19 protein-coding genes are annotated in these 26,953 nt (G+C 74.4%); 8 read left to right on the forward strand and 11 right to left on the reverse strand.

Annotated features, from left to right (window positions below):
- Positions 1 to 6 precede the first annotated feature (6 nt).
- From IF45_RS0105310 to IF45_RS0105330, 5 genes are read right to left on the reverse strand one after another with little or no spacing between them, the layout of a single operon-like run.
- Positions 7 to 876, reverse strand: a complete 870-nt coding sequence (locus IF45_RS0105310) for an ATP-binding cassette domain-containing protein (RefSeq protein ID WP_030305833.1) — start codon at positions 874 to 876, stop codon at positions 7 to 9.
- On the reverse strand, positions 873 to 1,712 hold the full coding sequence (locus tag IF45_RS0105315) for an ATP-binding cassette domain-containing protein (RefSeq protein WP_051720669.1): 840 nt from the start codon (positions 1,710 to 1,712) through the stop codon (positions 873 to 875). The genes IF45_RS0105310 and IF45_RS0105315 overlap by 4 nt, the downstream gene beginning before the upstream one ends.
- A complete protein-coding gene (locus tag IF45_RS0105320) occupies positions 1,709 to 2,623 on the reverse strand; it encodes an ABC transporter permease (protein WP_030305835.1) in 915 nt (304 codons plus the stop codon). The genes IF45_RS0105315 and IF45_RS0105320 overlap by 4 nt, the downstream gene beginning before the upstream one ends.
- On the reverse strand, positions 2,620 to 3,612 hold the full coding sequence (locus IF45_RS0105325; protein WP_008406766.1) for an ABC transporter permease: 993 nt from the start codon (positions 3,610 to 3,612) through the stop codon (positions 2,620 to 2,622). Before IF45_RS0105325 ends, IF45_RS0105320 begins: the two co-directional genes overlap by 4 nt.
- Complete coding sequence (locus IF45_RS0105330) at positions 3,609 to 5,186, reverse strand: ABC transporter substrate-binding protein (protein ID WP_030305836.1); 1,578 nt, start codon at positions 5,184 to 5,186, stop codon at positions 3,609 to 3,611. The genes IF45_RS0105325 and IF45_RS0105330 overlap by 4 nt, the downstream gene beginning before the upstream one ends.
- Positions 5,187 to 5,240: 54 nt before the next feature.
- Here IF45_RS0105330 and IF45_RS0105335 point away from each other — a divergent pair, with 54 nt between their 5' ends.
- The 3 genes from IF45_RS0105335 to IF45_RS0105345 all read left to right on the forward strand — a co-directional run bounded on the left by IF45_RS0105335 (position 5,241) and on the right by IF45_RS0105345 (position 8,353).
- The gene (locus tag IF45_RS0105335; protein WP_018894611.1) at positions 5,241 to 6,077 is read left to right on the forward strand and encodes an IclR family transcriptional regulator; all 837 of its coding nucleotides are present in this window, start codon (positions 5,241 to 5,243) and stop codon (positions 6,075 to 6,077) included.
- A complete protein-coding gene (locus IF45_RS0105340; protein WP_030305838.1) occupies positions 6,074 to 7,129 on the forward strand; it encodes a serine hydrolase domain-containing protein in 1,056 nt (351 codons plus the stop codon). The genes IF45_RS0105335 and IF45_RS0105340 overlap by 4 nt, the downstream gene beginning before the upstream one ends.
- Before the next feature lie 186 nt (positions 7,130 to 7,315).
- Complete coding sequence (locus IF45_RS0105345) at positions 7,316 to 8,353, forward strand: hypothetical protein (protein ID WP_030305840.1); 1,038 nt, start codon at positions 7,316 to 7,318, stop codon at positions 8,351 to 8,353.
- Positions 8,354 to 8,594: 241 nt separating this feature from the next.
- On the opposite strand, the gene IF45_RS0105350 is transcribed toward IF45_RS0105345, so the two are convergent.
- Both IF45_RS0105350 and IF45_RS0105355 read right to left on the reverse strand, forming a co-directional pair.
- Positions 8,595 to 10,982, reverse strand: a complete 2,388-nt coding sequence (locus IF45_RS0105350) for a glycoside hydrolase family 65 protein (RefSeq protein ID WP_030305841.1) — start codon at positions 10,980 to 10,982, stop codon at positions 8,595 to 8,597.
- On the reverse strand, positions 10,979 to 11,773 hold the full coding sequence (locus tag IF45_RS0105355) for an HAD family hydrolase (RefSeq protein ID WP_010640116.1): 795 nt from the start codon (positions 11,771 to 11,773) through the stop codon (positions 10,979 to 10,981). The genes IF45_RS0105350 and IF45_RS0105355 overlap by 4 nt, the downstream gene beginning before the upstream one ends.
- A 162-nt stretch (positions 11,774 to 11,935) precedes the next feature.
- Here IF45_RS0105355 and IF45_RS0105360 point away from each other — a divergent pair, with 162 nt between their 5' ends.
- A complete protein-coding gene (locus tag IF45_RS0105360) occupies positions 11,936 to 13,480 on the forward strand; it encodes an ATP-dependent DNA ligase (protein ID WP_030305843.1) in 1,545 nt (514 codons plus the stop codon).
- Between the two features lie 84 nt (positions 13,481 to 13,564).
- On the opposite strand, the gene IF45_RS0105365 is transcribed toward IF45_RS0105360, so the two are convergent.
- A complete protein-coding gene (locus IF45_RS0105365; protein WP_030305844.1) occupies positions 13,565 to 14,296 on the reverse strand; it encodes a GNAT family N-acetyltransferase in 732 nt (243 codons plus the stop codon).
- Between the two features lie 316 nt (positions 14,297 to 14,612).
- On the opposite strand from IF45_RS0105365, the gene IF45_RS0105370 reads away from it, so the two are divergent.
- The gene (locus tag IF45_RS0105370; protein ID WP_030305845.1) at positions 14,613 to 17,033 is read left to right on the forward strand and encodes a glycoside hydrolase family 3 C-terminal domain-containing protein; all 2,421 of its coding nucleotides are present in this window, start codon (positions 14,613 to 14,615) and stop codon (positions 17,031 to 17,033) included.
- Positions 17,034 to 17,111: 78 nt separating this feature from the next.
- A complete protein-coding gene (locus IF45_RS0105375; RefSeq protein WP_026235064.1) occupies positions 17,112 to 18,173 on the forward strand; it encodes a LacI family DNA-binding transcriptional regulator in 1,062 nt (353 codons plus the stop codon).
- A gap of 120 nt (positions 18,174 to 18,293) precedes the next feature.
- On the opposite strand, the gene IF45_RS0105380 is transcribed toward IF45_RS0105375, so the two are convergent.
- Both IF45_RS0105380 and IF45_RS0105385 read right to left on the reverse strand, forming a co-directional pair.
- Entirely contained in the window at positions 18,294 to 20,081 is a 1,788-nt protein-coding gene (locus tag IF45_RS0105380) for a discoidin domain-containing protein (RefSeq protein WP_030305847.1), read from the reverse strand.
- A gap of 164 nt (positions 20,082 to 20,245) precedes the next feature.
- Positions 20,246 to 21,418 carry a DUF1996 domain-containing protein gene (locus IF45_RS0105385; protein WP_037637650.1) on the reverse strand — a complete coding sequence of 391 codons (1,173 nt, stop codon included), beginning with the start codon at positions 21,416 to 21,418 and terminating at the stop codon, positions 20,246 to 20,248.
- Between the two features lie 392 nt (positions 21,419 to 21,810).
- Here IF45_RS0105385 and IF45_RS0105390 point away from each other — a divergent pair, with 392 nt between their 5' ends.
- Positions 21,811 to 23,373, forward strand: coding sequence for a peptidoglycan-binding protein (locus IF45_RS0105390; RefSeq protein ID WP_030305849.1), 1,563 nt, complete (start codon positions 21,811 to 21,813; stop codon positions 23,371 to 23,373).
- 141 nt (positions 23,374 to 23,514) lie between these two features.
- Entirely contained in the window at positions 23,515 to 24,891 is a 1,377-nt protein-coding gene (locus IF45_RS0105400) for an FAD-binding oxidoreductase (protein WP_030305850.1), read from the forward strand.
- A 37-nt stretch (positions 24,892 to 24,928) separates the two neighbouring features.
- Here IF45_RS0105400 and IF45_RS34235 read toward each other — a convergent pair whose 3' ends face one another.
- Entirely contained in the window at positions 24,929 to 26,866 is a 1,938-nt protein-coding gene (locus IF45_RS34235; RefSeq protein WP_030305851.1) for a helix-turn-helix domain-containing protein, read from the reverse strand.
- Positions 26,867 to 26,953: the final 87 nt, after the last annotated feature.

Raw genomic sequence — 26,953 nt, forward strand, 5'->3', positions numbered from 1 at the left:
CGCGGGTCATCGGCCGGCCTCGCCGGTCTGGGCGGCGGCGCGCCGTGCGGCCCGGCGGCCCTCGCGCGGGTCGAGCACCGGTACGGCGTCCAGCAGCCGGCGCGTGTAGGGGTGCTGCGGCGTGCGCAGTACGGTCGTAGCCTCCCCCACCTCGACCAGGCTTCCCCGGCTCATGACCGCGACCCGGTCCGCGACCTGCGCCACCACGGCGAGGTTGTGCGAGACGAACACGTAGGTCAGGCCGAGCTGTCGCTGGAGGTCGGCCAGCAGGTCGAGGACGGTCGCCTGGACGGAGACGTCGAGGGCGCTGGTGGGCTCGTCGAGCACGAGCAGGCGGGGGCGGAGCGCGAGGGCGCGGGCGATGGAGACGCGCTGGCGCTGGCCGCCCGAGAACTCGTGCGGGTAGCGGTCCTGGATGGCGGCGTCCAGGCCGACGGCTTCGAGGAGTTCGCCCACCCGTTCCCGGTTGCGGGCGCGGGCGCGCCGGCCGCGGGCCTCGGGCTCGTGGGTGACGAGGGGCTCGGCGACGATGTCGGTGATGCGCATGCGGGGGTTCATGCTGGAGTAGGGGTCCTGGAGGACGACCTGCATCTGCCGGCGTACGGCACGTAGTTGGGACGCGGTGAGGGTGGCGAGGTCCTGTCCGTCGAAGCGGACGCTGCCGGCGGTGGGGTCGAGGAGTCCGAGCAGCATGCGGGTGAGGGTGGTCTTGCCGCAGCCCGACTCTCCGACCAGCGCCAGAGTCTCGCCCTCGTGTACCCGGAGCGAGACTCCGGCGACGGCGACGTTGGTGTGCCGGGTGCCGAACTCCTTGCGCAGTCCGTCCAGTTCGAGAAGGGGCTGCCCGGTCTCGGGTGCGGTTGTCGCGGTGGTCATGCCGCCTCCAGTCGCGGGGTGGCTGCCAGGAGCCTGCGGGTGTAGGCGTCGGCGGGACGGTCGAAGACGTCGAGGACGTCGCCGGTCTCGACGACCCGGCCCTTGTTCATGACCGCGACCCGGTCGGCGGTCTCGGCGACCACGGCGAGGTCGTGGGTGATCAGGACGACGGCCATGTCGTGCTTGTCCTGGAGGCTGACGAGGAGGTCCAGGATCTGGCGCTGCACGGTGACGTCGAGGGCGGTGGTCGGTTCGTCGGCGATCACCACGCGGGGGCGGGTCACCAGCGCGGTCGCGATCATCACGCGCTGGCGCAGGCCGCCGGAGAGTTCGTGCGGGTACTGGCGGTAGCGCACCTCCGGGTCGGGGATGCCGACCTCGTCCAGGGCGGCCAGGGCGGCCTTTCTGGCCTCGGCGCGGGACTGGCCGGTGTGGAGGCGGAGCACCTCGGCCACCTGGGTGCCGACGCGCTGGAGCGGGTCCAGGCAGGTCATCGGGTCCTGGAAGACCATGGCGATGTCCCGGCCGCGTACCCGGCCCAGCTCCTTCTCGGAGAGTGTCAGCAGGTCGCGGCCGTCGAAGCGGATCTGGCCGCCGGTGTAGACGCAGGGCGGGCTCGGGTTGAGGCGCAGCACGGAGAGGGCGGTGGCGCTCTTGCCGCTGCCGGACTCCCCCACGACGGCGAGGGTCTCGCCGGCGTGCACGTGCAGGGAGACGTCCTGGACGGCGTGGACGACGGAGCTCTCCAGGCGGAAGTCGACGCTGAGGCGGTCGATCTCCAGCAGCGGCCGCGCGTCGGCGGGGTGCGGGTCGGTGGTCGCTCGTTCGGTGGTCATCGGCGGTAGGCCTTCGGGTCCGCGACGTCCCGCAGGGCGTCGCCGGTGATGTTGATGGCGAGGGAGGTGAGCATCAGCGCGATGCCGGGGAAGACGGCGACCCACCAGGAGGTGCCCAGGTAGAGCTGGCCGTCGGCGAGCATGGCGCCCCAGGTGACCGTCTCCTTGGGGACACCGAGGCCGAGGTAGCTCAGGGAGGCCTCGGCGACGATGGCGGCGGCGACGTGCAAGGTGCCGATGGTGGCCAGCGGCGCCATGACGTTGGGCAGCAGGTGGCGGCGCATGATGGTGACGTCGGTGACGCCGATCGCGCGAGCCTCGGTGATGAAGTCCCGGGTGCGCAGCGACATCACCTCGGAGCGCACGACCCGGGCGTAGGAGACCCAGCCGGTGAAGCCGAGCACCAGGACCACCAGCCACAGGCCGGAGCCGAGGAAGCCCACGACGGCCAGGGCCAGCAGCAGCGAGGGGAAGGCGAGCTGGACGTCCGCCAGGCGCATGAGGGTGCGGTCGGCCCAGCCGCCGAAGTAGCCGGCGGCCAGGCCCACGGCGGTGCCGATCACGCCGGCCAGCAGCGCGGCTCCGGCGCCGACGAGCAGGGAGACGCGGGCGCCGTGGATGACGCGCGAGAGCATGTCGCGGCCGAGCTGGTCGGTGCCGAGCAGGTGGGCGCCGGTGCCGCCGTCCTGCCAGGCCGGGGGCCGCAGCCGGATCAGCAGGTCCTGCGTGTTGGGGTCGTAGGGGGCGATCAGCGGGGCGAACAGGGCGGCGACGAGCAGCAGGGCGAGGACGGCCAGGGCCAGTACGGCGAGCTTGTTGCGCAGCAGGGCGCGCAGGACGACGGAGCGCGGGCCGCCGGGGGGTTTCTTCGCCGGGGCCCGGTCGGCCGCGGCGGGGGGTATGACGGTCATCGTGACGTCCTCACCCTCGGGTCGAGGAAGCTGTAGGAGAGGTCGACGAGCAGGTTCACCACGACGAAAGTGGCGGCGAAGAAGAGGACGGTGGCCTGGACGAGGGGGAAGTCGCGGTTGGAGATCGCCTCGATGGTGAGCTGTCCGACGCCCGGCCAGGAGAAGACGCGTTCGGTGAGGATCGCGCCGCCGAGCAGGTTGCCCACTTCGAGGCCGATGACGGTCACCACCGGCAGGGACGCGTTGCGCAGCCCGTGCCGGAGCACCAGCTGGAACGGCCCGAAGCCCTTGGCGCGGGCGCTGCGGATGTGGTCGGAGGAGAGGACGTCGATCAGCGAGGAGCGCAGCAGGCGGGCGACGACGGCGACGGAGTACACGGCGAGGGTGACGGCGGGCAGGATCAGGTTGGCGAGGGTGCCGTACCCGGAGGCGGGCAGGATCCTGAGCCAGACGGCGAAGACCAGGATGAGCAGGATGCCGACCCAGAAGGGCGGGGCGGACTGGCCGAGCAGGACGCCGGTCATCACGGTGTGGTCGGTGCCCCGGCCGCGGCGCATGGCGGCGAGGATGCCGGCCGGGATCGCCACCACGAGGGTCACGGCGAGGGCGGCGGCGGCCAGTTCGACGGTGGCCGGGAGCCGGTCGGCGAGGATCTCGCCGACGGGCTGTCCGTAGACGAGGGAGTCACCGAAGTCGAACCGGATCAGTCCCCGGAGGTAGTCGAGGTACTGGGCGAAGAGGGGCTGGTCCAGGCCGAGCGAGTGGCGCAGCACCTGCTCCTGTTCGGCGGTGGCGTCCGGCGGCAGCAGGATCTTCACGGGGTCGCCGGAGAGGCGTACGAGGAAGAAGGCGACGGTCGCCGTGCAGAGGAGGACGAACAGGGCGGTGGCGAGGCGCCGGGCGACTCCGCGCAGCGCCCCCGCCCGGTCGGCTCGGCGCGCGGGTGTCTGCGTCGGGGTGGGTGGTGTGTCGAGGGTGGTGGCGCTCATCGGGACACCTCCGCGCTCTCCATGGCGAGGACGCCCGCCGATCCGGGGGTCCAGCGGGGCCGCTCGTTGCGGGCGAAGATGTTGTCGATCTGGTAGAGGAAGACGAACGGGGCCTCCTCGCGCATCAGGCGTTGGAGGTCGGAGAAGGCCCGCTCGCGCTCGGCCGGGTCCTCGGACAGTTCCTCGATGTCGACGAGCCGGTCGGCCTCCTTGGAGTGCCAGCGGCTCTGGCGGCGGTCGCTGCGCACGTTGGACTGGACCATGCTGGCTCCGTCCATCGTCCAGACGGTGCTGGCGGCGAGGTAGACGGGGCCGAGGGCGCCCCGGTTGTCGGAGGTGAGCCGGGCGGAGTAGGTGCCGGGGTCGATCAGGTTGACGCGGGCGTCCACCCCTGCCCTGGCGAGCAGTCCCGACAGGGCCTCCGCGACGTTGGCGTCGACGTTGGAGGCGGTGAGTGTGGTCGAGAAGCCCTGGGGGAAGCCGGCTTCGGCGAGCAGCTCGCGCGCCGTGCTGACCGAGCGGGTGAAGGGCTTGACGGTGGGGTCGAATCCGAAGGCGCCGCGCGGGACGAGGGCGGGGGTCTCGGTGGCCTTGCCGCCGAGGACGGCCTTGATCAGCAGAGGGACGTCGACCGCGTGGTTGAGCGCCCGGCGTACGCGACTGTCCTGGAGCGGTCCGCGTTCCAGGGTGTTCAGGGAGAGGTAGGCGGTGCGGATGCCGGTGTGACCGTCGAGTGAGACGCCGCCGTAGCCGTCGAGTTGCTGGGCGGCGTCCGGCGTGAGCCCGGCGACGAGGTCGACGCCTCCGCTCTGGAGAGCGGCCAGGGAGGACGAGGGGTTGGGCGCGGGGCTGAAGACCACCCCGTCGACGGCCGGGCGTCCGTTCCAGTGGTCGTCGTAGGCGCGCAGGCGCAGTTCGTGGTCGCGCTGCCAGCCGGCGAAGGTGAAGGGGCCGGTGCCCACCGGGTCCGCGGCGAACTGGGCGTCGCCCACCTCGGCGAGGTGGCGCGGTGGCACCACCACGCCGCCGAATAGGGAGAGTTTGGCGGGCAGGATGGGGTCGTGCACGGTGGTGTGCAGGTCCACGGTGAGCCGGTCGACGACCGTGACGCCCTCGACGAAGCGCAGTTCGACGATGGGCGACTTGGTGGCCGGGTCGAGCAGGCGCTCGATGCTGAAGGCGACGGCCCGCGCGTCACACGTCTCCCCGTTGTGGAAGGTCACCCCCGGGCGGAGCGTGAACCGCCACGTCCGCGCGTCGGTCGCCTTCCAGGAGAGGGCGAGCCTGGGGTGCAGCTTGTTGTCCCGGCCGCGGGTGGTGAGGGTGTCGAACATGTTGATCAGGACGTTCATCGAGACCATGTCGCCCTGCTTCTGCGGGTCCAGCGTCTTGGGGTCGCCCGGCTGGGAGACCCGCAGGACGTTGCCGGCCCGGTCCGCGCCGGTGGTCGTGGAGCAGGCGCCGAGGAGCGCCGGAGCGCTGAGCGCGCCGAGCAGCAGGCCCCCGGTCCGCAGGACGTGACGGCGGCTGGGGCCGCTGTGGCCGGTGAGGCTCTCGCGCAGAGATCGTTCCATTGAAAAACACCTCCGTTCCGTCAGATGGAATGCGGTTGGGTTAAGCTAAGCGACATGGTGAAAGCGGTCAACACCCGGTCGGTGGACCAGGAACTCGTGAAAGGCCCTGTCGACAAGGCGATGGAGGTGCTGGAAGCCCTCGTCCTCCCAGGCGGTCCGCACCGGTTGGGGGACATCGCGCGCCGCACCGGGCTGACCAAACCCACCGTCCACCGGCACCTCAGAACGATGACCGAGTACGGCTTCGCGGAACCCGCCGAGGGCGGCAGCTACCGCCCCGGTCCCCGCCTGCTGGGTCTGGCCGCGGCGGCCCTGAACGACAGCCGCGCCATCGAGCTGATCCGCCCCGTCCTCGCCGACCTCCGCGCCCGCACCGGCCATGTCGCCTTCTACGCCGTGCGGCACGCCGGCGACGCCGTGTACCTGGAGCAGTCGGAGCCGGCCCGGGAGTACCGGGTGAGCACCCGGCCCGGCCACAGCACCCCGCTCCACGCCTGCGGCGTGGGGCTCGCCATGCTGTCGGCCCTGCCCGCGGAGGAGGCCGAAGCCGTCCTCGGCGTACCGGAGCTGGAGGCCCGTACCCCGCAGGCACCCACCGACCCGGCGGCGTTGCGAGCCGTGCTGGCGCGGGCGGCGCTGTGCGGGTACGCCGTGGACGACGAGTACGACGAGCCGGACGTACGGTCGGTCGCGGCCCCCGTTGTGGACGCCCGGGGGGAGGTCGTGGGCGCGATCGGCATCTCCGGCCTGACCTTCACCCTCGACCCCGAGAGCACGCAGGTGTACGGGCCGATGGTGCGGGCCGCCGCGCGTACCGTCTCCACCCAACTCGGCGCCCGCACACCGGTGCTCGGCGCGGTGCCGGCCGAGGGGCGGGGGAAGCGGTCATGAGCGCACTGGCCGAACTCCTCGCCGGCGCACGGGAGCAGCGGGTCTTCTCGGGCGCCGCCTGGTCCGTCGGGGACGCCCGGGGGCCGCTGGACCGGGGCTGGACCGGAACCCGCAGCTGGGAGGGCCCGCCGCTGGACGGCACCGACGTGTGGGACCTCGCCTCGGTGACGAAGCCGGTCGCGGGACTCGTGGTCATGGCCCTCGTCGAACGGGGCGCGCTGGACCTCGACTCCACCGTCGGCGCCCACCTCGCGGAGTACCGGGGCGGCGACAAGGCGGAGCTGACGGTGCGCCAGCTTCTCACGCACACCTCGGGCATACCGGGACAGGTGCCGCTCTACCGCGACCACCCCACCCGCGCCTCCCTGCTGGAGGCCGTACGCCTGCTGCCCCTGACCGCGAAGCCCGGCACCCGTGTCCAGTACTCCTCGCAGGGGCTCATCATCCTGGGCCTGATCGCCGAGGCGGCGGCCGGCCGGCCGCTCGACGTTCTGGTGGAGGAGCTGGTCTGCGCCCCGCTCGGCCTGCGGGACACGGTCTTCCGGCCGGACGCCGGGCGCCGGGCCCGCGCGGTGGCCACCGAGTACTGCCCCTGGCGGGGGCGGCTCGTGGTGGGCGAGGTCCACGACGAGAACGCGGTCGTCCTCGGCGGGGTGGGCGGACACGCGGGGCTGTTCTCGACCCTCACGGACATGGAAAGGCTGGGCACCGCGCTCGCGGCCTGCGGCCGGGGCCTGCTGCGGCCGGACACCTTCGCCCTGATGACGGCCGCCCACACGGACCACCTGAACGAACGGCGCGCACTGGCCTGGCAGGGCCGCGACCCGGCCGGCTCCCCCGCCGGACAGGCCTTCGGCCCGAAGTCGTACGGCCACACGGGCTTCACCGGCACCAGTCTCTGGGTCGACCCGGAAACCGGCCGCTACGCCGTCCTGCTCACCAACCGGGTCCACCCGACACGGACCGGCGAGTCGGTCACCGGCGTGCGCCGGGCCTTCCACGACGCCGCCGCGGCACTCCGGGCGGACGACCGGCCTCCGTCGCGTACCTAGGTGTCCAGGGCGTGCCTCTCACCTCGCCCGGCACCGCCCGGATCTGACGGCCGTTCGGCCCGAACGGCCCGTGCCGTAGGCTGCCGTCCGGCCGGGAAGCAGCACGGGGGGAGCGGGAAACTGCAGGTCGAGGCGGAGATACGGGGACGGCGGCGGATACCCGGGAAGCGGGCGTTCGCGGTCGGGGTGGTGGTGCTCGCGCTGCTCGCGGGCGCCGGGTGGCTGGCCAAGCCGCTGTGGCAGCCGTGGTGGTACGCGGCGACCTTGTGCGGGGGCAGCCTCTCCGGCGGGGAACTCGCCGGACTCCTGCCGGCCGAGCAGCTCCGGGCGAGCGAGGACACCTTCGGCTCGGGGCGGACCCGGCTGACGTGCGGGGTCGACGAGAGCGACGGCCGGCACTTCGTCCTCGACGTCGAGGCGGAGATCGACACCGGCGCGCCGCTGGGGCCGCTGGGGATGGAGTTCACGGTCCCGAGGGATGTCCAGGACGTGTACCCCGCCTCGGTTCCGGGGTTCTACGGGAAGTTCGGTCCGGTGATCGTCCAGGAGTGCCCGGAGCTGGGGCGGGACTCCGAGGGGCGCAAGCAGCGCCTCGTCACCAAGGTGTACACGCACGGCGTCGAGAGCGACGCCTCGCCGGAGTCGTTGCGTACCGCCGTGCGGATCGCCAACACCGCCGACGCCGAGACCGGGTGCGGCGCCGGTCCGCTGCCGCTGCCGGAGCGGGTCGAACCGCCCCGGGAGCTGTCCCCTGGCCGTGCCAAGGGGACGATGTGTGGCTGGCTCGCCGGCCGGAACCTGCCGAGGAGCCCGTCCGGCAAGGCGTGGAAGGTACTCGCGCCGACGGCCCCGGACGCCTCGATCACCCGGTGTGCGCTGGTCGACTCCGGGACGGGAGAGACGGCTCTCCACCTCTCGGGCTGGTACGGCGACTGGGCGGAGGAGCCCTTCGAGCGGCTGCTGTCGGCCAACGTCGAGATCCCCGAGGACCTCAGCCCCCACGACGCCCTGCTCGGCCCGGACTTCGGGCGTGCCAGGGCCCGGTGCGCCGGAGAACCCGCCAGCTTCCTCGCCACCAGCTACACCCGGAACAACGACGGACCGGCCCTGCCGATGAGCCAGGTGCGGCACCTCCTCGGCGCGTTCACGGCCGACCAGGCCGAACGCCGCGACTGCACCGGGGTGGAACTTCCCGGCCCGAAGGTCCATCCGGACGGGGACTGAACGGACCTCGGCAGGGGCCCGCCGGGGCTGATCGTCGCCGCTGACGGACCGGTTCCGGTTGCGGTTCTTGTCCAGGTGGCGGACGAGTTCGGCCGCGCCCAGGGTCAGCCGGGAGACGACGCGTACCCAGCGGGGGCCGCCGCGGGCCGCCCAGACCACGCAGACGCAGCCCCCGACGGCGAGTGCCAGGACGACGAGCAGCAGACCGCGCATGTTCCCCACCTCCGGGTGTGCCCGTGCGTCAGTGGTCCAGGAGCACGCGGCGGGACTCCCCCGGTGCCAGTTCGAAGCTGTCCTGGGGCAGGGTGATGGTGATCGGGAAGCGGTCGGAGGCGGGGACCGCGATGTCCAGGGTTCCTGGGCTGGCCTGGATGTGGACGCCCCAGTGGCCCTGGTAGCGCAGGGAGAAGCGGTAGTGGGACAGCTCGGGGAGGGGGACGGGGTCCAGGGCCAGGCCGCCCGGGCGGGTCTCCAGGCCGGTGAGGCCGCTCTGGACCAGGTCGAGGGTGCCGGCCATGGCGCCGAGGTGGATGCCCTCGCCGGTGGTGCCGCCCTGGAGGTCGGCGATGTCGCCGCGCAGGGCCTCCAGGACGAAGGTCCAGGCGTCGGTGCGGCGTACCCGGGCCAGGACCCAGCCGTGGACCAGGCCGCTGAGGGTCGAGCCGTGGCTGGTGCGGCGCAGGTAGTACTCGACGGTGCGGCCCCAGAGGGCGTCGTCGAAGGTGTAGCCGAGGCGGGCGAAGAGTTCGGCCAGCTCGGAGGGGGAGAAGAGGTAGCCGAGCATGAGGACGTCGGCCTGTTTCGACGCCTGGTAGCGGTCGACGGTGTCGCCCTCGGCCTCCAGGATGCGGTCGAGGCGGCGGATGTCCCCGTACTTGGCGCGGTAGCCGTCCCAGTCGAGCTCCTGGAGCTCGCCGTATCCGTCGAACTGGCTGATGACCCCGGAGTGGAAGGGGATGTGGAGGTTGCGGGAGACCTCCTCCCAGTGCTCCTCCTCCTCGGCGTCGAAGCCGGTGTGCAGGGCCAGTTCGGCGCGGCGGGGGGCGGGGAGGTTGCGGAGGAGTTCCAGGGCGCGGGTGATGACCCAGGTGGCGGTGATGTTGGTGTACGCGTTGTCGTCGAGGCCGGGGCGTTCAGCTCCGGGGTACGCCTCGTGGTACTCGTCGGGGCCCATGACGCCGAGGATGCGGTAGCGGCTCAGGTCGGGGTCCCAGGTGGCGGAACGGACCCAGAACCGGGCGATCTGGAGCAGCATCTCGGCGCCCTTGGTGTGGTGGAAGTGGGCGTCGCCGGAGGCCTCGTAGTACTTGATGACGTTGTAGGCGATGGCGGAGCCGACGTGGCGCTGGAGGTGGGAGTGGTCCTCCAGCCAGCGTCCGGAGCGGGGGTTGAGGTGGAGCTGCTGGGTCTCCTCGCGGCCGTCGCTGCCGCTCTGCCAGGGGTACATGGCCCCGGCGAGGCCGATCGCCTCGGCGGCCGCGACGGCGTGTTCCAGCCGGCGGTGGCGGTAGGTCAGCAGGGCGCGGGAGACCTCGGGGAAGTGGAGGTTGAGGTAGCGCAGGACGAAGAGCTCGTCCCAGAAGATGTGGCCGCGGTACGCCTCGCCGTGCAGGCCCCGGGCGGGTACGCCGGCGTCGAGTTCGGCGGTGTGCGGGGAGAGGGTCTGCAGGACCTGGAAGAGGTGCAGGCGGAGGATGAGGCCGGCCTTGTTGGGCACGTCCAGTTCGGCGCGGCGCCACAGGTCGCGCCAGGCGGCACGCTGGTCGGCGACGAGCTGGTCGAAGGCGGGGGCGGTGCGGGCGTGCTCCACGGCGGCGTCGCGGGGGTCGGCGATGGCCCGGTCGTGGCCGGTGTACAGGGCGACGATCTTGTCGACGACCTGGCTGTGGCCGGAGCGCAGGTCCAGGCGGAAGCGGCGGACGCTGCGGCCCTCGGTGTCGGCGTGCTCGACCTGCGTGCCGGGCGGCAGGGCGTAGCGGGCGGCGAGGGCGATCTCGATGTCGGAGTTGGTGGTGGAGCAGGTCAGCCAGGCGACGTCGCCGGAGTTCCCGGCGCCGGTGCGCAGGGCGGTGAGGTGCCGGCCGTCGAGGTCGCGGTAACGGGCGACGCCGGAGTTGGTGACGGTGCCGTCGAGGGCCGCCTCGACCTCGACCTCACCCTCCCAGTTCTCGGCGGTCAGCTCGGTGCGCAGGGCGGCGAGGTGCGGGTTCTCCATGCTGACCAGGCGGGTCTGGCGGACGAGCAGGAGGCGGCCGTCGGGGTCCTCGTAGCGGGTGCGGCGTTCCAGGACGCCGGCGTCGAGGCGGAGGGTCTGGCTGTGCTCGACGACGCGTGCCGTGCCGGGGGTGAACCAGGTGCTGTTCTCCCCGTCGACGCGGCGCACGCGGAGCGGGAGCCAGTTGGGCAGGTTGACCATGTCCTCGTTCTCGACGTCGCGGCCTGAGACGTGCGAGGTGAGGCGGTTGAAGACGCCGGCGGCGTAGGTGCCGGGGTAGTGGATGTCGTCGGCGTCGCACTCGGGAAAGGCGCCGCGGGTGGCGAAGTAGCCGTTGCCGAGGGTGCAGAGGGATTCCCTGAGCTGTTCGTCGGCGGGGACCCACTCGTCGTACTCCCAGGTCCAGGACGTCATGATGCCTCCTCGCGCGGGCTGTCGGCGGTGTGGGCGGGGTGCGGCGGCGGGGCGTCGGGGGCCAGGAGTTCGGCGAGGTCGCGGACGACGGTGTCGGCGCCGTGTTCGCGCAGGGCGGGGCCGTGGGTGCCGTCGTCCAGGCGGTCGACGCCGATGACGGTGGCGAAGCCGCCGCGGTGGCCCGCCTCGACTCCGGCGAGGGCGTCCTCGACGACGGCGGTCCGTGCGGGGGGCCGCTCCAGCCGTTCGGCGGCGTGCAGGAAGAGGGCCGGGTCGGGCTTGCCGGGCAGCCCGAGGCGGCGGGATTCGCCGCCGTCGACGATGGCGGCGAAGAGATCGGCGACGCCGGCCCGCCGGAGGAGTTCGGTGGCGTGCCGGGACGAGGAGGCTGCCGCGAGGGGGACGCCGTCGCGGTGCAGGGCGTGCAGCAGCCGGACGGTGCCGGGGTAGGGCTCGATGTCCCCGGAGCGCAGGTGGCCGACGAAGACCTTCTCCTTGGCGGCGGCCACCTCCTCGACGGCGTCGGGGCCGGTGTCCAGGCCCCGGGAGGCGAGGAAGGAGGCGGCGCCGTCGAGGCGGGGCTTGCCGTCGACGTAGCGCAGGTAGTCCGTCTCGGCGTCGAAGGGGCGGCGCTGGTCCGGGTCGGCGGGCGGGTGGGCGCGGAGGTAGGCGTCGAAGGCGGCCTTCCAGGCGGTGGCGTGGACGCGGGCCGAGTCGGTCACCACCCCGTCGACGTCGAAGACCACGGCGTCCGCGTCTCGCAGGGGTGGCAGCACGTCGGTCTCGGCCATCAGGTGTCCTCCGCATCGCGGTTCCGGAGGATCAGCCTCGCCCGCGTGCGGAGGGCGGGCCACTCGGGGAGCGGCCGCGCGGTGCGGTGGCGGGTCCGTTCGGGTGAGTTGCGGGCGGGTACGCGGGTGCGGGCGGGGCGGGGTGGTCCGACGATGGGGGGCATGGTGCTGGAGGAGCTGGCCGAGGTGTCGGCGCGGGTCGCGGCGACGTCGTCGCGGTCGCGGAAGACGGAGCTGCTGGCGGAGCTGTTCGCGCGGACCGAGCCCGCGGAGCTGCCGGTGGTGATCGCGTATCTGTCGGGGCGGCTGCCGCAGGGCCGGCTGGGCGTGGGGTGGCGGGTGCTGCGGGAGCCGGTGGCTCCGGCGGAGCGGGCCTCGCTGACGGTGGGGCAGGTGGACGCGGCGTTCACCGAGCTGGCGGCGGTGAAGGGGGCGGGGTCGCAGGCCGGGCGGCGGCGGCTGGTGGAGGGGCTCTGGGGTGCGGCGACCGAGGCGGAGCAGCGGTTCCTGTACGGGCTGGTGACGGGTGAGGTACGACAGGGGGCGCTGGACGCGGTGGCGGTGGAGGCGGTGGCGCGGGCGTCGGGGGTGCCGGTGGCCGGGGTGCGGCGCGCGGTGATGCTGAGCGGGTCGCTGGAGGAGGTCGCGGCGGCGGTGCTGGCGGGCGGCGAGGAGGCCCTGTCGGGGTTCGGGCTGGTGGTGGGCCGTCCGGTGCAGCCGATGCTGGCGTCCTCGTCCGGGTCGGTCGCGGAGGCGGTGGCGGCGCTGGGACCGTGCGCGGTGGAGGAGAAGCTCGACGGCATCCGGGTGCAGGTGCACCGGGTCGGGGAGCGGGTGTCGGTCTACACGCGGACGCTGGACGACATCACGGTGCGGCTGCCGGAGGTGGTGGAGCTGGCGCGGACGCTGCCGGCGGAGAGGTTCGTCCTGGACGGGGAGGTGCTGGCGCTCGACGGGGAGGGGCGGCCGCGGTCGTTCCAGGAGACGGCGGGCCGGGTGGGGTCGCGGCTGGACGTGGGGACGGCGGCCGAGACGCTGCCGGTGTCGGTGGCCTTCTTCGACGTACTGGCGGTCGAGGGGCGGGAGTTGCTCGATCTGGGGTATGCCGAGCGGGCTGGGTCGCTGGCGGCGCTGGTGCCGGAGGTGGCGCGGGTGCGGCGGTCGGTGGTGGCCGATCCGGAGGCCGGGGGCGCGGTGGAGGGGGCGGAGGGGTTTCTGGCGGAGGCGCTGGCTCGCGGGCACGAGGGGGTGGTGGTGAAGGGGCTGGACTCGGTGTACGCGGCGGGGCGGCGGGGTGCCGCCTGGCGGAAGGTGAAGCCGGTGCGGACGGCGGATCTGGTGGTGCTGGGCGCGGAGTGGGGCCACGGGCGGCGCGCGGGGAAGCTGTCGAACCTGCATCTGGGGGCGCGGGAGCCGGACGGTTCGCTGGTGATGCTCGGCAAGACGTTCAAGGGGATGACGGACGAGGTGCTGGCCTGGCAGACGGAGCGGCTGGGCGAGCTGGCGGAGAGCGACGACGGGCACGTGGTGAAGGTCCGGCCGGAGCTGGTGGTCGAGGTGGCGTTCGACGGGCTCCAGCGCTCCTCGCGGTACGCGGCCGGGGTGACGCTGCGGTTCGCGCGGCTGGTGCGGTACCGGGAGGACAAGCCGGTGGACCAGGCGGACTCGGTGGCCTCGGTGCGGGCGGCGGCCGGGTGGGACGGGTGAACCGGTGTCCGTGACGGGCGCCGCCCCTCCCCCGCGGCGGACGGCGGGTGGCGAACGGGGCGGCGCGGGGCGGCCCGGCGCCGGTCAGCCGGTGGTCGTCGGCGTGCGGGTCGCGCCCGGCACGGTCGCGGGGGCGCGGACGCCCCGGAAGACGGTCGTGCGGCGCAGGACGAAGCCCATCTGCTCGTAGAGGCGGATCGCGCCGGTGTTGGAGGCGGAGCCGTGCAGGCAGGGGATCTCACCCCGGTCGCGGATGCCGGCGGCGACGGCGTCGACGAGGCGGCGGGCGAGGCCCTGGCCGCGGTGGGCGGGGTCGGTGCAGACGGCGCTGATCTCGGTCCAGCCCGGCGGGTGGAGGCGTTCGCCGGCCATGGCGACGAGGACACCCTCGCGGCGGATGCCGAGATAGGTGCCGAGTTCGTGGGTGCGGTCCAGGAAAGGACCGGGGCGGGTGCGGGCGACGAGGTCGAGCATCTCGGGGACGTCGGCGGGGCCGAGACGGACGGCCTCCTCGTCGTGGGCGCCCTGGACGGCCTCGCCGGTCATCTGGACGCCGGGGATGCTGAAGGTCGCCTCCCAGCCCGGGGGCAGGGCGGGGTCGATGGCGGCGAGGGCGAGTTCGCCGCCGGGTCCGGCGAGGGCGGCGAGGTCGGCCCAGTCCTCGGGCCCGGCGTCGTCGGGGAGGGCCAGCCACGGGGAGACGTCGACGGGGTAGCGGGCGACGCGGCCACGCCGTTCGGCGAAGTGGGCGTGGGGGCCGTTGAGGGAGGAGTGGCCGGGGTTGTCCAGGGGGTGGGGGGCCGGGGTGGTGGTCATGCGGTGTGCTCCCGGGTGGCGTGGGGGCGCTCCGGGGTGGCGGGGTGTGCCGTGGGCATGGGGTGTCGTCCTGTCCTTCCGCTGACGTGCTGGGCCGCCGCCCCGCCGGGGCGCGGCGCGGACGGGGGCGGGGCGCAGGCGGAGTGAGGCTCCGGTCGCCTTCGATGATCGCGCACGTGCCGGGTGGGCGGCGAGTGAGTTCATGGGGTGGACACGCGGCGTTGACGTGCGGGGCCCGGTTGACAGGGGACGGCGGGCGCTGGACGCTTGAGCCTCACGGGAGAGCGCTCTCCCATCGATGTGGGGGCGGTGGCGGATGCTGACGGACCACGAGGCGGCGCGGCTGGTGGAGAAGCTCGGCCTGGAGCGGAAGGTCCGGCTGCTGACCGGCGCCGACACCTGGCGGACCGGCGCGGAGACGGCGCTCGGGCTCCGGGCGATGACGCTGTCGGACGGTCCGGCCGGGGTCCGCGGTACGGCCTGGGACGAGCGGCTGACCTCGCTCCTGCTGCCGTCGCCGACGGCGCTGGCGGCGCTCTGGGACGAGGCGCTGGTCGGCGAGGTGGGGGCGGTGCTGGCGGCCGAGGCGCGGCGCAAGGGGGTCGACGTGGTGCTGGCGCCGACGCTGAACCTGCACCGCTCGCCGCTGGGCGGCAGGCATTTCGAGTGCTTCTCGGAGGACCCGTGGCTGGCCGGGATCGTGGGCGCGGCCCTGGTCCGGGGCGTACAGGGAGGCGGGGTGGCCGCCACCGCCAAGCACTTCGTGGCCAACGACGCGGAGACCGAGCGGCTGACGGTGGACGTACGGGTCGGCGAGCGGGCGCTGCGGGAGGTGTACCTGGCGCCGTTCGAGGCGGCCGTCGAGGCCGGCGTGTGGGTGGTGATGTCGGCGTACAACCGGGTCGGCGGGGTGGCGATGGCGGCGAACGGGCTGCTGCGGGAGCCGCTGAAGGCGGAGTGGGGTTTCGACGGGGTGGTGGTGTCGGACTGGGGGGCGGTGCGGGAGCCGCTGGAAGGGGCGGCGGGCGGACTGGACCTGGTGATGCCGGGGCCGGACGGGCCGTGGGGGGAGGCGCTGGTGGCGGCGGTGCGGGAGGGCCTGGTGCCGGAGTCGGCGGTGGACGAGAAGGTGACGCGGCTGCTGCGGCTGGCCTCGCGGGTCGGGGCGCTGGAGGACTCCGCGCCGTCGGCGCCGCCCCCTCCCCCGCCCGGCGCCCGGGCGGTGGCGCGGCGGGTGGCGGCCTCCTCGGCGGTCCTGCTGCGCAACGACGGGACGCTGCCGCTGCGCCCCGGACGGCTGCGCACGGTGGCGGTGATCGGGCCGCACGCGGTACGCCCCCGGGTGCAGGGCGGCGGCAGCGCGGAGGTCTTCCCGGAGCGGGTGGTGTCCCCGCTGGAGGGGCTGCGCGCGGCGCTGCCCGGGGTGCGCGTCGTGGCGGTGCCGGGGCCGGGGGTGCTGGAGGAGCCGGTTCCGCTCGACCCGCCGCTGGCCCGCCGTCCGGGGACGGACGAACCGGGCGTGCGGGTACGGATGCTGGACGCGGCCGGTGGCGAGCTGTACGAGGAGCACCGGCTCTCGGGCCGCATCCTGGAGCCACGCCTGGTCGCGGGGGCCCACACGGTGGAGGTGGCGGCCCGGCTGGTGCCGGAGGAGGCGGGGGTGTGGACCTTCGGGGTCGCAGGGTGGGGCCGGATGTCGCTGACGGTGGACGGCCGGGCCGTGGTGGAGGGGGTGTTCGCCCGTGACACGGACGACCCGACGGCGGTGCACGTCAAGCCGCCGCTGCGGACGGGTCGGGTGCGGCTGGCTGCGGGGCGCCCGGTGGAGGTGGTGGCCCGCCGGGAGCTGGGCGGGGACGACGGGCGGGCGGTCATGCTGTGCGCGGCACCGCCGGAGGGGGACCCCGCCGAGGCGGTGGCAGCGGCGGCGCGGGCCGCGGCGGCGGCCGACGTGGCGGTGCTGGTGGCCGGGACGACGGAGGAGAGCGAGTCGGAGGGCCGGGACCGCAGCACGCTGGCGCTGCCGGGCAGTCAGGACGCGCTGGTGCGCGCGGTGCTGGGCGCCCAGCCACGCACGGTGGTCTGCGTCAACGCGGGCGGCCCGGTGGAACTGCCCTGGCGCGGAGCGGCTCCGGCGCTCCTGCTGACCTGGTTCGGGGGCCAGGAGGCGGGCGCCGGGCTCGCCGACGTACTGACCGGTGCGGCGGAGCCGGGGGGCCGGCTGCCCACGACCTGGCCCGCGTCGCTGGAGGGGACCCCGGTGCGCGAGACCCGGCCGACGGGCGGCCGCCTGGTGTACGAGGAGGGGCTGCACCTCGGCCACCGCGCCTGGCTGCGCGCGGGGACGGAGCCCGCGTTCTGGTTCGGCCACGGACTCGGGTACACGCGGTGGGCGTACGAGTCGATGGAGGCCGGCCCGGCCGGGGACGACGGCGCGTTCACGGTACGGGTGCGGGTGCGCAACACCGGGGAGCGGCCGGGCCGGGAGGTCGTGCAGGTGTATCTGGAGCGGCCGGAGTCGGCGCTGGAGCGGCCGGTGCGGTGGCTGGCCGGGTACGCGGCGGTGGAGGCGGAGCCCGGTGCGGCGGTGGAGGCGGTGGTGCAGGTGGGGACGCGCGCCGTGGAGCACTGGTCGGTGGAGGAGCACGGATGGCGGCGCGAGCCCGGGGTGTTCACGGTGCGGGCGGGGCGTTCGGCGGGGGACCTCCGGCTGACGGGGACGGTGGAGACCCGCTGACGGTACGTCCGGAGCCGTCCGGGGAGGGCGCCGACGAGCTGCCCTGAGAGCGCTCTCCCCCTGTTGTACAGTGCGTTCATGAGCCAAGATGCGCAAGTGTCCTCCTCGTCGGCGCCGACGCTGGAGGACGTGGCGCGGGTCGCCGGGGTGTCGCGGGCGACGGTCTCGCGCGTGGTCAACGGGGTGCGGAACGTCGACCCGGCCATCCAGGAGGCGGTCCGCGCGGCGGTGACTGCGACGGGGTACCGGCCCAACCGTGCGGCCCGGTCGCTGGTGACGCGGAGGGCCGAGACGATCGCCCTGGTGGTCTCCGGGGCGGGCGGGGACTCGCCCGAGGAGCAGGACGCCTTCGCGGCCCGGGCGTTCGGGGACCCGTTCTTCGGGCGGGTGGTGAGCGGGGTGATCGGCTATCTGCGTCCGCACGGCATGCACCCGGTGCTGATGTTCGCCGAGACGGCGGCGGCGCGGGCCGAGGTGGTGGCGTATCTGCGGCAGGGCAGTGCGGACGGGGCGCTGGTGGTGTCGACGCACGCGGAGGACCCGCTGCCGCCGATGCTGGCGGAGGCGGGGCTCGCCGCGGTGCTCTTCGCCCGTCCGGCGCGTCCGGTGCCGCTGAGCTACGTGGACCTGGACCACCGGGACGGGGGCCGGCTGGCGGCGGAGCGGCTGCTCGGGCTGGGCAGGCGGCGCCCGGCGACGATCGCGGGGCCGCTGGACGTACCGGCGGGGCAGGAGCGGCTGGCCGGGTTCCGGGACGCGATGGCGCGGGGAGGCCAACCGTACGTGCCGGTGGCCGAGGGGGGATTCACGGCGCGGAGCGGGGCGGAGGCGATGGCGCGGCTGCTGGCGGACCATCCGGACCTCGACGCGGTCTTCGCCGCCAACGACCTGATGGCGGAGGGGGCGTGCCGGGTCCTGCTGGAGCAGGGGCGGCGGGTGCCGGAGGACGTGGCGGTGGTGGGGTTCGACGACAGTCCGGCGGCGACGGCGTGCCGGCCGCCGCTGACGACGGTGCGCCAGCCGGTGGAGGACATGGCGGCGGAGATGGCGCGGCTGCTGCGGCAGCGCATCGAGGCCCCGGGGACCCCGGTGACCTCGGCGGTCTTCGATCCGGAGCTGGTGGTGCGGGAGTCTGCCTGACGCCCCTGCCGCCCGCACCGACGAGAGGGAGGGCCGGTGCGGGCGGCGAGGAGGAACGGGGCGCGGCCCGGGTCCCGGGTCAGGACTCCGGGGCCCGGGCCGCTGTCGGTGGATCCGCCGTCAGGAGGTGTAGACGCCGAACTCGTGGAGCGAGTAGCCCCAGCCGGTGCCGCGTTCGGTGCCGTGCATCCGCACGTACCGTCCGGTGGCCTCGACCTCGATGTCGTCGATGCCGCCGTTGCCGTCGGTGACCTCGTGGACGGTGGTCCAGTTCTCGCCGTCGTCGGAGACCTGGATCGTGTACGCCTTGGCGTACGAGGCTTCCCACAGGAGCTGGACGTGGTGGAAGGCGGTGCGCTCGCCGAGGTCGACGCTGAGCCACTGGGGGTCGGCCCAGTCACTGGCCCAGCGGCTGGTGGCGTTGCCGTCCACCGCGTTGGAGGCGGGGCACGGGCAGTCGCCGTACGACTCCTGGAAGGAGGAGGCGGTGGCCTCCTTGCCGAGGGCGACGTTGGTGCCGTCGACGGGCGGGGCGACGATGCCGAGCGAACGGGTCTCGATGCCGATGTTGCCGTGGCCGTCGCGGACCTTGACGTACAGCTTCCAGACGCCGGGCCGGTCGGGGGTGGTGACGGTGAGCCGGCCGTTGCCGTGGTCGGTGGTCTCCAGCGGGATCAGGGCCTTGTTCTCGTCGATGTACATGCTGCTGGCGTACGCCTGGTACTCCAGCGCGTCGCCGTCGGGGTCGGTGGCCGGGGCCTCGACGGTCAGTTCGCGGCCGCCGGGGACGGCGGTGGCGTCGCCGTCGACGTCGAGGGCGGAGACGACCGGCGGGGTGTTGTCGCCGGAGGTGTCGCCGCCGTAGGCGCGCTTGACGGCGTAGTAGGAGAGGCGCTTCTCGCCGCCGGGCAGCAGGTTGAACCAGACGCCGCCGAAGTCGTCCTCCTCGCCGTAGTGGAAGAGGGTCGCGCCGAGGGCGACGCCGTCGTGGCCGGTGACGCAGTTCCAGGCGTCGGTGTACCCCTCGGCCTTCTCCTGGTCGGTGGGCTCCTCGGGCCGGCCGTTGGCGTCGTCGGGGACCTCCCACTCCCCCGCCGGGCCGGCCTCGGTGACGATGTAGGGCTTGTCGTAGCCGCCCTGCTCCCAGGCGGAGCGGACGCCGCAGACGTCCTTGTAGGCGTTGACGGCGTACAGGTCGAGGTCGGGAGCGTTGCGCTGGTAGTAGGGCCAGGCGCCGGTCCAGGCGTCGGTGGAGGTGACGGGGTGGTTCGGGTCGACCTCGTGGATCTTCCGGGCGACGTCGTTGACGAAGCTGGTGTAGGCGTCGCGCTGCTTCTCCAGGGTGTCGCCGCTGTAGCAGTTCTGGAGGCCGAGGACGGACTCGTTGCCCACGTTCCACATCAGCACACCGGGGTGGCTCTTGTAGGTGTCGACCCACTTGGGGAACTCGGTGAGCATCTCGTTCTTGTACGCGGTGTCGGTGAGGTAGTCGACGCAGCCGCCGGAGCCGGGGCCGCCGCCGGGCTGGAGCCAGAAGCCGGCGATGACGCGCAGGCCGTTGTCGGCGGCGGCGTCCAGAAGGGGCTTGCTGCTGGCGTCGGTGCCCCAGGTGCGGATGGTGTTGACGCCCATCGAGGCGACGTCGGGCAGCTTCTCGGCGGCCTCGGCGGCGGGCGGTCCCCAGGTGAGGCCCTTGACCTGGTAGGGGGCGCCGTTGACGGTCAGCTGCCAGTCGCCCTGGCTCCCGGTGACGGCGACCACGTCGTCGGCGGCGGCCGCCTGCTGGGCGGGGACGGTGAGCAGGCCGACGGCGAGCAGGCCGGCTCCGGCGGGGGCGGCCAGGCGGCGCAGCGGGGAGGCGGCGCGGCGGGGGCGCCGTGGCACGGCCGGCTCGGGGGTGGGGGGCATGCGGGTCCTCCTGGGACGGGGCGTGGTGCGGGTGTGCCCGGTGGGGGCGGCGGGCTCGGTGCCCGCCGCCGTGGGTGGGGGACGGTGGCGCGGCGGCCCTGCGGGAGAGCGCTCCACCGGGTGGGCGCGGGCGTTCCCTGCGGGGAGCGCCCGGCACGGTCGGGTCAGGCGGGGAGTTCGTAGTTCTCGTCGAGGACGGCGCCCTGGTCGGGCTTGGTCTCGTCGTAGCCGCGGGCGTCGCACTGGAGGCCGCCGACGACGCAGTGGTCGACCAGGGCCTTCAGGGTCGGCTCGTCCCAGGCGTTGAAGAAGTCGTAGTGGAAGGAGTAGCCCTCCCCACTGGCGAGTTCGACGTCGGTGAGGTCGCCGTTGACCGGGAAGGCCATCTTGAACTCGATCATCGGCAGCGCGACCGGGTGGCTGGTGGGGCAGACGTTGTTGTTGGTGCCGGCCTTCACCACCGGGTAGGCCATGTGGGCCTGGTGGTCGGGGGTGTCCAGGTGCTTCCCGTCCCAGCAGCTCGGGGCCTGGAAGCGGATGTCGAGCTGGCTGTAGCTCGGGCAGTGGTCGGGGATGTTGTCGTTGAAGTAGCTCTCGCCGCACTCCCAGCCCTCGACGTAGCCGGGGTGGTCACGGAACTCCTCCTGGCTCTGCATCGGGCTGCCGACGACGTAGCGCAGCCCGGTCGGGAAGGGGCGGACGCTGGTGTAGTCGGTGACGCCGGCCTTGTAGTAGATGGTCTGCGGGCCGACGGGCAGCTTGGGCTCGCCTGCCTGGAGCAGGGTCGGCATCCAGTACGCGGACCGGTCGCCCGGCGCCTTGCAGGCGGTGTTGCCCGCCTGGAGCGAGGCGGTGGTGGAGTGGGCGTCGGTGGTGTCGTTGCCCATGAAGGTGTGGTCGTGGGACTTGCCGGGCTGGCCCGGGAAGACGATCGGGTCGTCGGGGGCGGTGTGGGTGACCGAGCAGTTGGCCTGGAACTCGTGGAAGTACCGGTGCGGCGGTTCGGCGTCGGAGGGTTCCACTCCGGTGACCGGCGGCACGGCCGGGATGTAGCCGTCGCCGTCGGGGTCGTCGCCTCCGGCGCGGGCCTGGCCCTGGACGTGACCGGCGTGGCCCGCGTGACCGGCCTGCGCGGTGACCGCCGTCGGGGCGCCGGCGCCCTGGGTGACCGCGGCGGCGGCGCCGGCGGCGCCGAGCGAGGCGGCCACCAGCAGGGCCGACAGGAGCAGGGGGCCGGCGCGGCCGGAGCGGCGGCCCTGGGCGCCTTCCGGGGTGGCCGTCCGGGCGCGCGACAGGAACCTGGGGCGGCGGGGGTGGGGGGCTGCCCTCTTTTCCATCTCAACCTCCGTGGGTTGTCGGGAGAGCGCTCTCCCGACGGAGTTTCCAGCGCGCGTAACGTGCTGTCAACACTTCGCACACGGCACCGCGCTCCGGCCGCGGTAGCGACCCCGGAGTGCCCCGCCACAGTCAACGCGCGTATAAAACGGCCGACTTGGGCATCGGGACAGTGATTGTCATGGCGCGATCACGCCACTACGCTGGCGCCTCCGCGAGCCGCCGGGCGGCCCCACCCGTCCGGCCGCCGCCGCCCCTGGACCGAGGAGCCCAGTTGCCGTACGCCCATCCCCCGTCCGCCGCGCGGCCCGGTGTGTCCACCGGTGCCGCCCCCACCGCGGCCGGTACAACGTCCGGACCAGAGTCGTCCGGAAGACGAGAGGGAACCCCCCACATGAGCGCAGGTCAGCACCACCGTCGCAGCGTTCCCGGCCGGCGCGGCCGCCTGGCGGCGCTCGCCGCCTTCACCGTGCTGGCCTCGGGAGCGCTGACCGGCGTCGCCCCGGCCGCCTTCGCCGCCGGGGACGGCCGGCCGTTCAACGACGCCCTCGACCACGCCGCCGAGAGCTACGACGTGCCGCGCGACCTGCTGGCCGCCGTCGGCTACGGCGAGAGCCGCCTCGACGGGCACGACGGGCAGCCCAGCCAGGCCAACGGCTTCGGCGTCATGCACCTGGTCAGCAACCCGGACCAGCGCACCCTGGAGGAGGCCGCCCGGCTCACCGGCCGCTCACCCGCCGAGCTGCGCCGCGACACCGACTCCAACCTCCTCGGCGGCGCCGCCGTGCTGCGGGCCCGCGCCGACGCCCTCGGGCTGAGCGCGGCCGAGCGGGACGACATCGACGCCTGGTACGGGGCCGTCGCGAAGTACAGCGGCGCCGAGGCCGCCACCGCCCGGCTCTACGCCGACACCGTCTATCGCTTCCTCGCCGACGGCCTGCACACCTCGGTCGACGGCGAGCAGGTCGAGGTGGCCGCCCGCGACGTGGCCCCCGAGATCCCCGAGGCGCCGGAGGTCGGCCCCGCCGCCGTCAGCCAGGACTACCCCTCGGCCCGCTGGGTCCCGGCCGCCGCGGGCAACTTCGCCTCGGGCCGCTCCGCCGCGATCAGCCAGGTCGTCGTGCACGTCACGCAGGGCTCGTACGCCGGGTCGATCAGCTGGTTCCAGAACCCGACGGCCCAGGTCAGCGCGCACTACGTGATCCGGTCCTCGGACGGCGAGGTCACCCAGATGGTCAAGGACGCGGACACCGCGTACCACGCGCGCAGCGCCAACGCCTCGTCGCTGGGCATCGAGCACGAGGGGTTCGTGGACGACCCGGCGTGGTTCACCGAGGCGATGTACCGCTCCTCGGCGGCGCTCACCGCGTACCTCTGCGAGCAGTACGGCATCCCGAAGGACCGCTCGCACATCGTCGGCCACGTCGAGGTGCCGGGCAACGACCACACCGACCCCGGGCCGAACTGGGACTGGGCGCACTACATGGAGCTGGTCGGCGGGGAGAGCGGGGCGGTCGACGAGCTGACCTTCGCCTCCTACGCGACCCAGCTCAGCGGGTCCAGCGGCCCGCAGGTCAAGGCGGTGCAGCGGCTGCTGACGGACCTGGAGTACACGCCGGGCGCGGTCGACGGGGCCTTCGGCTCGGCGACCCAGGCGGCGGTCCGCGCCTTCCAGCAGGACAAGGGCCTGGAGGCCGACGGGATCGTGGGCAAGGCCACCTGGACGGCGCTGCTGTCGGCGGGGAGCACGCCGACGCTGCGCTCCGGCTCCTCCGGTGAGGCCGTGAGCCGGCTCCAGCGGGCGCTGACGGCGGCCTCGGGCAAGACCGTCGCGGTCGACGGCAGCTTCGGTTCCGGTACGGCCGAGGCGGTCCGCGCCTACCAGAGCGCGCGCTCGCTGGAGGCGGACGGCGTCGTCGGGGCCGCCACCTGGAAGGCGCTCCAGTCCGGACGCTGACCGGCGGCCCGGCGCGTGTGCGGCCCGGGGGTGGGGAATCTCTCCACCCCCGGGCCGCGATCATGTGAGATTCGTCCGTGCGGGTGCGGCGACGGCGGGCGGAGAATGGGGAGGTTCCGTTCTTCAGGGAGGTGCCACAGCGTGGCGAACGCACCAGTCGACCGCATACCGGCCGCGAAGGTCATCACCGACCCGGCCGCCCTCGGCCGCTACCAGCACGACGAGGCCGAGTGGGCGCCGTACGGCATGCCGCTCGCCGTGGTGCGTCCCCGGTCCGCCGAGGAGGTCCGCGACGTGGTGCGGTTCTGCCTCGCACACGAGGTGCCGGTGATCGCCCGGGGCGCGGGCACCGGCCTGTCGGGCGGCGCCAACGCCGTGGACGGCGCGGTGATCCTCTCCTTCGAGGACATGAACCAGGTGCTGCGCATCGACACGGACGAGCGGTACGCCGTGGTGCAGCCCGGCGTCGTCAACGACGACCTGCGGGCGGCCTGCGCCGGGCAGGGCCTGTGGTACCCGCCGGACCCGGCCAGCTCCCCGTGGTCGACGATCGGCGGGAACGTCGCCACCAACGCCGGCGGCATGTGCTGCGTGAAGTACGGCGTGACCCGGGACTACGTCCTGGAGCTGGAGATGGTCAACGGCCGGGGCGAGCTGGTCCGGGTGGGCCGCAGGACCGCCAAGGGCGTCGCCGGGTACGACCTGGCCGGGCTGATGGTCGGCTCCGAGGGGACGCTCGGCGTCATCACCGAGATCACGGTGCGGCTGCGGCCCTCGCGTCCCCTGGAGCGGACGGTCGCCGGGTACTTCGACTCGGTGGTGGACGCCGGTGCGGCGGTCAGCGCGGTGACGGCGGCCGGGATCATCCCCTCGGCGCTGGAGCTGGTCGACCGGCACTGCCTGGCGGCGGTCGACGCGTGGAAGAACATGGGGCTCTCCGCCGACGCGAACGTGGTGCTGCTGGGCCGGATCGACACCCCCGGCGCGGAGGGCGACGCCGAGGCGGAGCGGATGCGGGAGTGCTTCGAGAAGGCAGGCGCCGGCTGGGCGGTGGTCTCCACCGACCAGCAGGAGGCGGACGCGCTGTTCCAGGCGCGGCGGCTGGCCTACCCGGCGCTGGAGCGGCTCGGCCCGCTGCTGACCGAGGACGTCTGCGTGCCCCGGATGGCGCTGCCGGAGATGCTCCGCCGCATCGAGGAGATCTCCCAGCGGCACGACATCCACGTGGCCAACGTGGCGCACGCCGGGGACGGCAACCTCCACCCGCTGATCATCACCAAGGCCGGGGACGAGGCGGCGAAGGCCCGGGCGCAGCTGGTCTTCGACGAGATCCTGGACGAGGCCATCGCGCTGGGCGGCACCGTGACCGGTGAGCACGGCGTGGGGCTGCTGAAGATGGCCGGGATGGACAAGGAGCTGGGCGAGGCGGTGCTGGGCATGCACCACGCGGTGAAGTCCGCGCTCGACCCGGCGGGCATCTTCAACCCGGGCAAGGTGGTGGCCGTCCGCCAGAAGTGAGCGGAGGCGGTGCGTACGGGGGTCCGCGGGGGACCGGTCAGTCCTCCCCGCGGACCCCCTGCGCCGTGCCGGGGTCCGGTTCGGTGCCGGGGGTGGCCAGGCGGTGGCTGAGGCGGTGCAGACGCAGGGCCCACTGGACCTCGACGGCGCGGCCGGGCTCCTTCCACCCCTCGCCGAGGACGGTGCTGATCCGGGCGAGCCGCTGGTAGAGGGTGTTGGGGTGGATGTGGAGGGCCTCGGCGGTGGCGGTGTGCCGGGAGGTGTGGGTGAGGTAGGCGTCGAGGGTCTCGGTGAGCCGGGTGCCGTGGGCACGGTCGTGGTCGGCGAGGGGGCCGATGGTGGCGGCGACGAAGCGGTCCAGGGTGCCGTCGCCGGCGTTGCTGAAGAGTGCCTCGTAGATGCCGAGTCCGTCGCTGTCGGCGGCGGCGCCGGTGCGGCCGAGGGCGTGCAGGAGGCGCAGGCCCGAGCGGGCGCGGCGGTGGGCGGCGCGGATGGTGGCGATGGTGCCGTCCGCGGGGGCGGCGACGGCGGTGACGGGTTCGGGGGCGACGCGGTCGCGGGCGTCGGCGGGGGTGGTGGGGAGCAGGGCGACGCCGAGGCCGCCGTACTCGACGGACCAGCCCTGGTGGTGGCGGGCGGCGCGGGCGGCGGCCGGTCCGGCCTGCGGGCCGTCGAGGACCAGGACGGTACGGACGGCGGCGGGGTCGATGCCGCCGGAGCGGGCGCGGCGCAGCAGGACGGCGTCGTCGGTGGTGCCGTCGAGGAGGGCGGTGAGGTACTCGCCCCGGACGCGGCGTTCGGCTTCGGTGGCGGCGCGTTCGGAGGCGAGGACGAGGCCGATGACGGTGGCGCCGGTCTCCAGGGAGCGCACGGTGTTGGCGTCGAAGGGCTGGTGGCGGCGGGCGACGACGCAGCCGGCGTACTCGTCGGCGACGACGACGGGGGCCAGCGCCCAGTGGCCGTCGGGGGTGTCGCGCAGCCGGGTGGCGCGGTCGGCGGGGCCGGTGAAGCAGGAGGCGGGCGGGCCGGTGTCGGCGGTCAGGACGGTGGCGAGGGCCTCCGGGGCGGGCTCGGTGGCCCCCGTGGGCAGGGCGGTGTCGTGGGCGTCGAGGACGGTGATGCCGGCGCCGAGGGCGTCGCGGAGCGCGTCGGTGACGGCGTGGAGGCCGGCGCCGCCGAGGACGATGTGGGTGAGCCGCTGATGGAGGGCGACGGCGCGGCGGTCGGCCTCGGCGCGGCGGCGCAGTTCGGCGGTGGTGCGCTGGTGGCGGTCGAAGAGTTCGGCGTTGTGCAGGGCGAGGGCGGCGTGTGCGGCGAGCGCGGTGAGCAGCGTCGTCTGGTGGTCGGTCCAGGTGCGGGGGACGCGCTGGGCGACGAGGAGGACGCCGATGGTCTCCTCGCCGACGCGCAGCGGGACGCCGAGGATGCCGCGGAGCTGTTCACCGGCGGCCGCGGCGTCGACGGTGGCGGCGTGGGTGAGGTGGTCGTCGTGGAGGTAGTCGGCGCACCAGTGGGGCTGTCCGGTACGGACGACGAGGCCGCCGAGGCCGACGCCGCGGGCGAGTTCGACGCCGCGCAGGGCGGAGCCGATGGAGCCGTCGACGACTTCGATGCGCAGGGCCGCGTCGTCCTGGGCGAGCATGATGTACGAGAGGTCGGTGCCGAGCAGGCGGCGGGCCTGGGCGGCGACCTCGTCGAGGACGTCCTGGGGTGCGTGCAGGGCGGCGAGGCGGCGGGCCAGGTCGTTGAGGACGGCGGTCTCGGCGGCCTGCCGGGTGCGCGCCTCCAGGAGGGCGTGGACGTGCAGGGCGCGCCGCGCCTCGGCCTCGACGGCCGGGTGGGTCTCGGGCTCCTGGGCCGCGACGAGGCGGTGGCGGCACTCCTCCAGGGCGGCGAGCGGGGCGCCTTCGGCGAGCAGCTTCAGCCAGGGGCTGGCGGTGGCGTGCGGCGGGGCGGTGCCGGCGGGGTCCGGCATGGGGGTCCCTTCCGTGGCCGGGCGGCTGCCCGGCCGGTCGTGCGGTGTGTCCGGGGTGGCGGGCCGGACACGGCTGGTGCTGGGGGG

The sequence above is a fragment of the Streptomyces albidoflavus genome (genome assembly GCF_000719955.1).
GTDB classification, from domain to species: Bacteria; Actinomycetota; Actinomycetes; order Streptomycetales; family Streptomycetaceae; genus Streptomyces; species Streptomyces albidoflavus.

What these genes read in the sequence shown, in the direction of transcription:
- IF45_RS0105320 (WP_030305835.1), bottom strand. Translation starts at nt 2,623, where the DNA reads ATGACCGTCATACCCCCCGCCGCGGCCGACCGGGCCCCGGCGAAGAAA.
- IF45_RS0105380 (WP_030305847.1), bottom strand. Translation starts at nt 20,081, where the DNA reads ATGCCCCCCACCCCCGAGCCGGCCGTGCCACGGCGCCCCCGCCGCGCC.
- IF45_RS0105360 (WP_030305843.1), top strand. Translation starts at nt 11,936, where the DNA reads ATGGTGCTGGAGGAGCTGGCCGAGGTGTCGGCGCGGGTCGCGGCGACG.
- IF45_RS0105310 (WP_030305833.1), bottom strand. Translation starts at nt 876, where the DNA reads ATGACCACCGCGACAACCGCACCCGAGACCGGGCAGCCCCTTCTCGAA.
- IF45_RS0105325 (WP_008406766.1), bottom strand. Translation starts at nt 3,612, where the DNA reads ATGAGCGCCACCACCCTCGACACACCACCCACCCCGACGCAGACACCC.
- IF45_RS0105375 (WP_026235064.1), top strand. Translation starts at nt 17,112, where the DNA reads ATGAGCCAAGATGCGCAAGTGTCCTCCTCGTCGGCGCCGACGCTGGAG.
- IF45_RS0105385 (WP_037637650.1), bottom strand. Translation starts at nt 21,418, where the DNA reads ATGGAAAAGAGGGCAGCCCCCCACCCCCGCCGCCCCAGGTTCCTGTCG.
- IF45_RS0105355 (WP_010640116.1), bottom strand. Translation starts at nt 11,773, where the DNA reads ATGGCCGAGACCGACGTGCTGCCACCCCTGCGAGACGCGGACGCCGTG.
- IF45_RS0105370 (WP_030305845.1), top strand. Translation starts at nt 14,613, where the DNA reads ATGCTGACGGACCACGAGGCGGCGCGGCTGGTGGAGAAGCTCGGCCTG.
- IF45_RS0105365 (WP_030305844.1), bottom strand. Translation starts at nt 14,296, where the DNA reads ATGACCACCACCCCGGCCCCCCACCCCCTGGACAACCCCGGCCACTCC.
- IF45_RS0105330 (WP_030305836.1), bottom strand. Translation starts at nt 5,186, where the DNA reads ATGGAACGATCTCTGCGCGAGAGCCTCACCGGCCACAGCGGCCCCAGC.
- IF45_RS0105335 (WP_018894611.1), top strand. Translation starts at nt 5,241, where the DNA reads ATGGTGAAAGCGGTCAACACCCGGTCGGTGGACCAGGAACTCGTGAAA.
- IF45_RS0105340 (WP_030305838.1), top strand. Translation starts at nt 6,074, where the DNA reads ATGAGCGCACTGGCCGAACTCCTCGCCGGCGCACGGGAGCAGCGGGTC.
- IF45_RS0105315 (WP_051720669.1), bottom strand. Translation starts at nt 1,712, where the DNA reads ATGACCACCGAACGAGCGACCACCGACCCGCACCCCGCCGACGCGCGG.
- IF45_RS0105390 (WP_030305849.1), top strand. Translation starts at nt 21,811, where the DNA reads ATGAGCGCAGGTCAGCACCACCGTCGCAGCGTTCCCGGCCGGCGCGGC.
- IF45_RS0105350 (WP_030305841.1), bottom strand. Translation starts at nt 10,982, where the DNA reads ATGACGTCCTGGACCTGGGAGTACGACGAGTGGGTCCCCGCCGACGAA.
- IF45_RS34235 (WP_030305851.1), bottom strand. Translation starts at nt 26,866, where the DNA reads ATGCCGGACCCCGCCGGCACCGCCCCGCCGCACGCCACCGCCAGCCCC.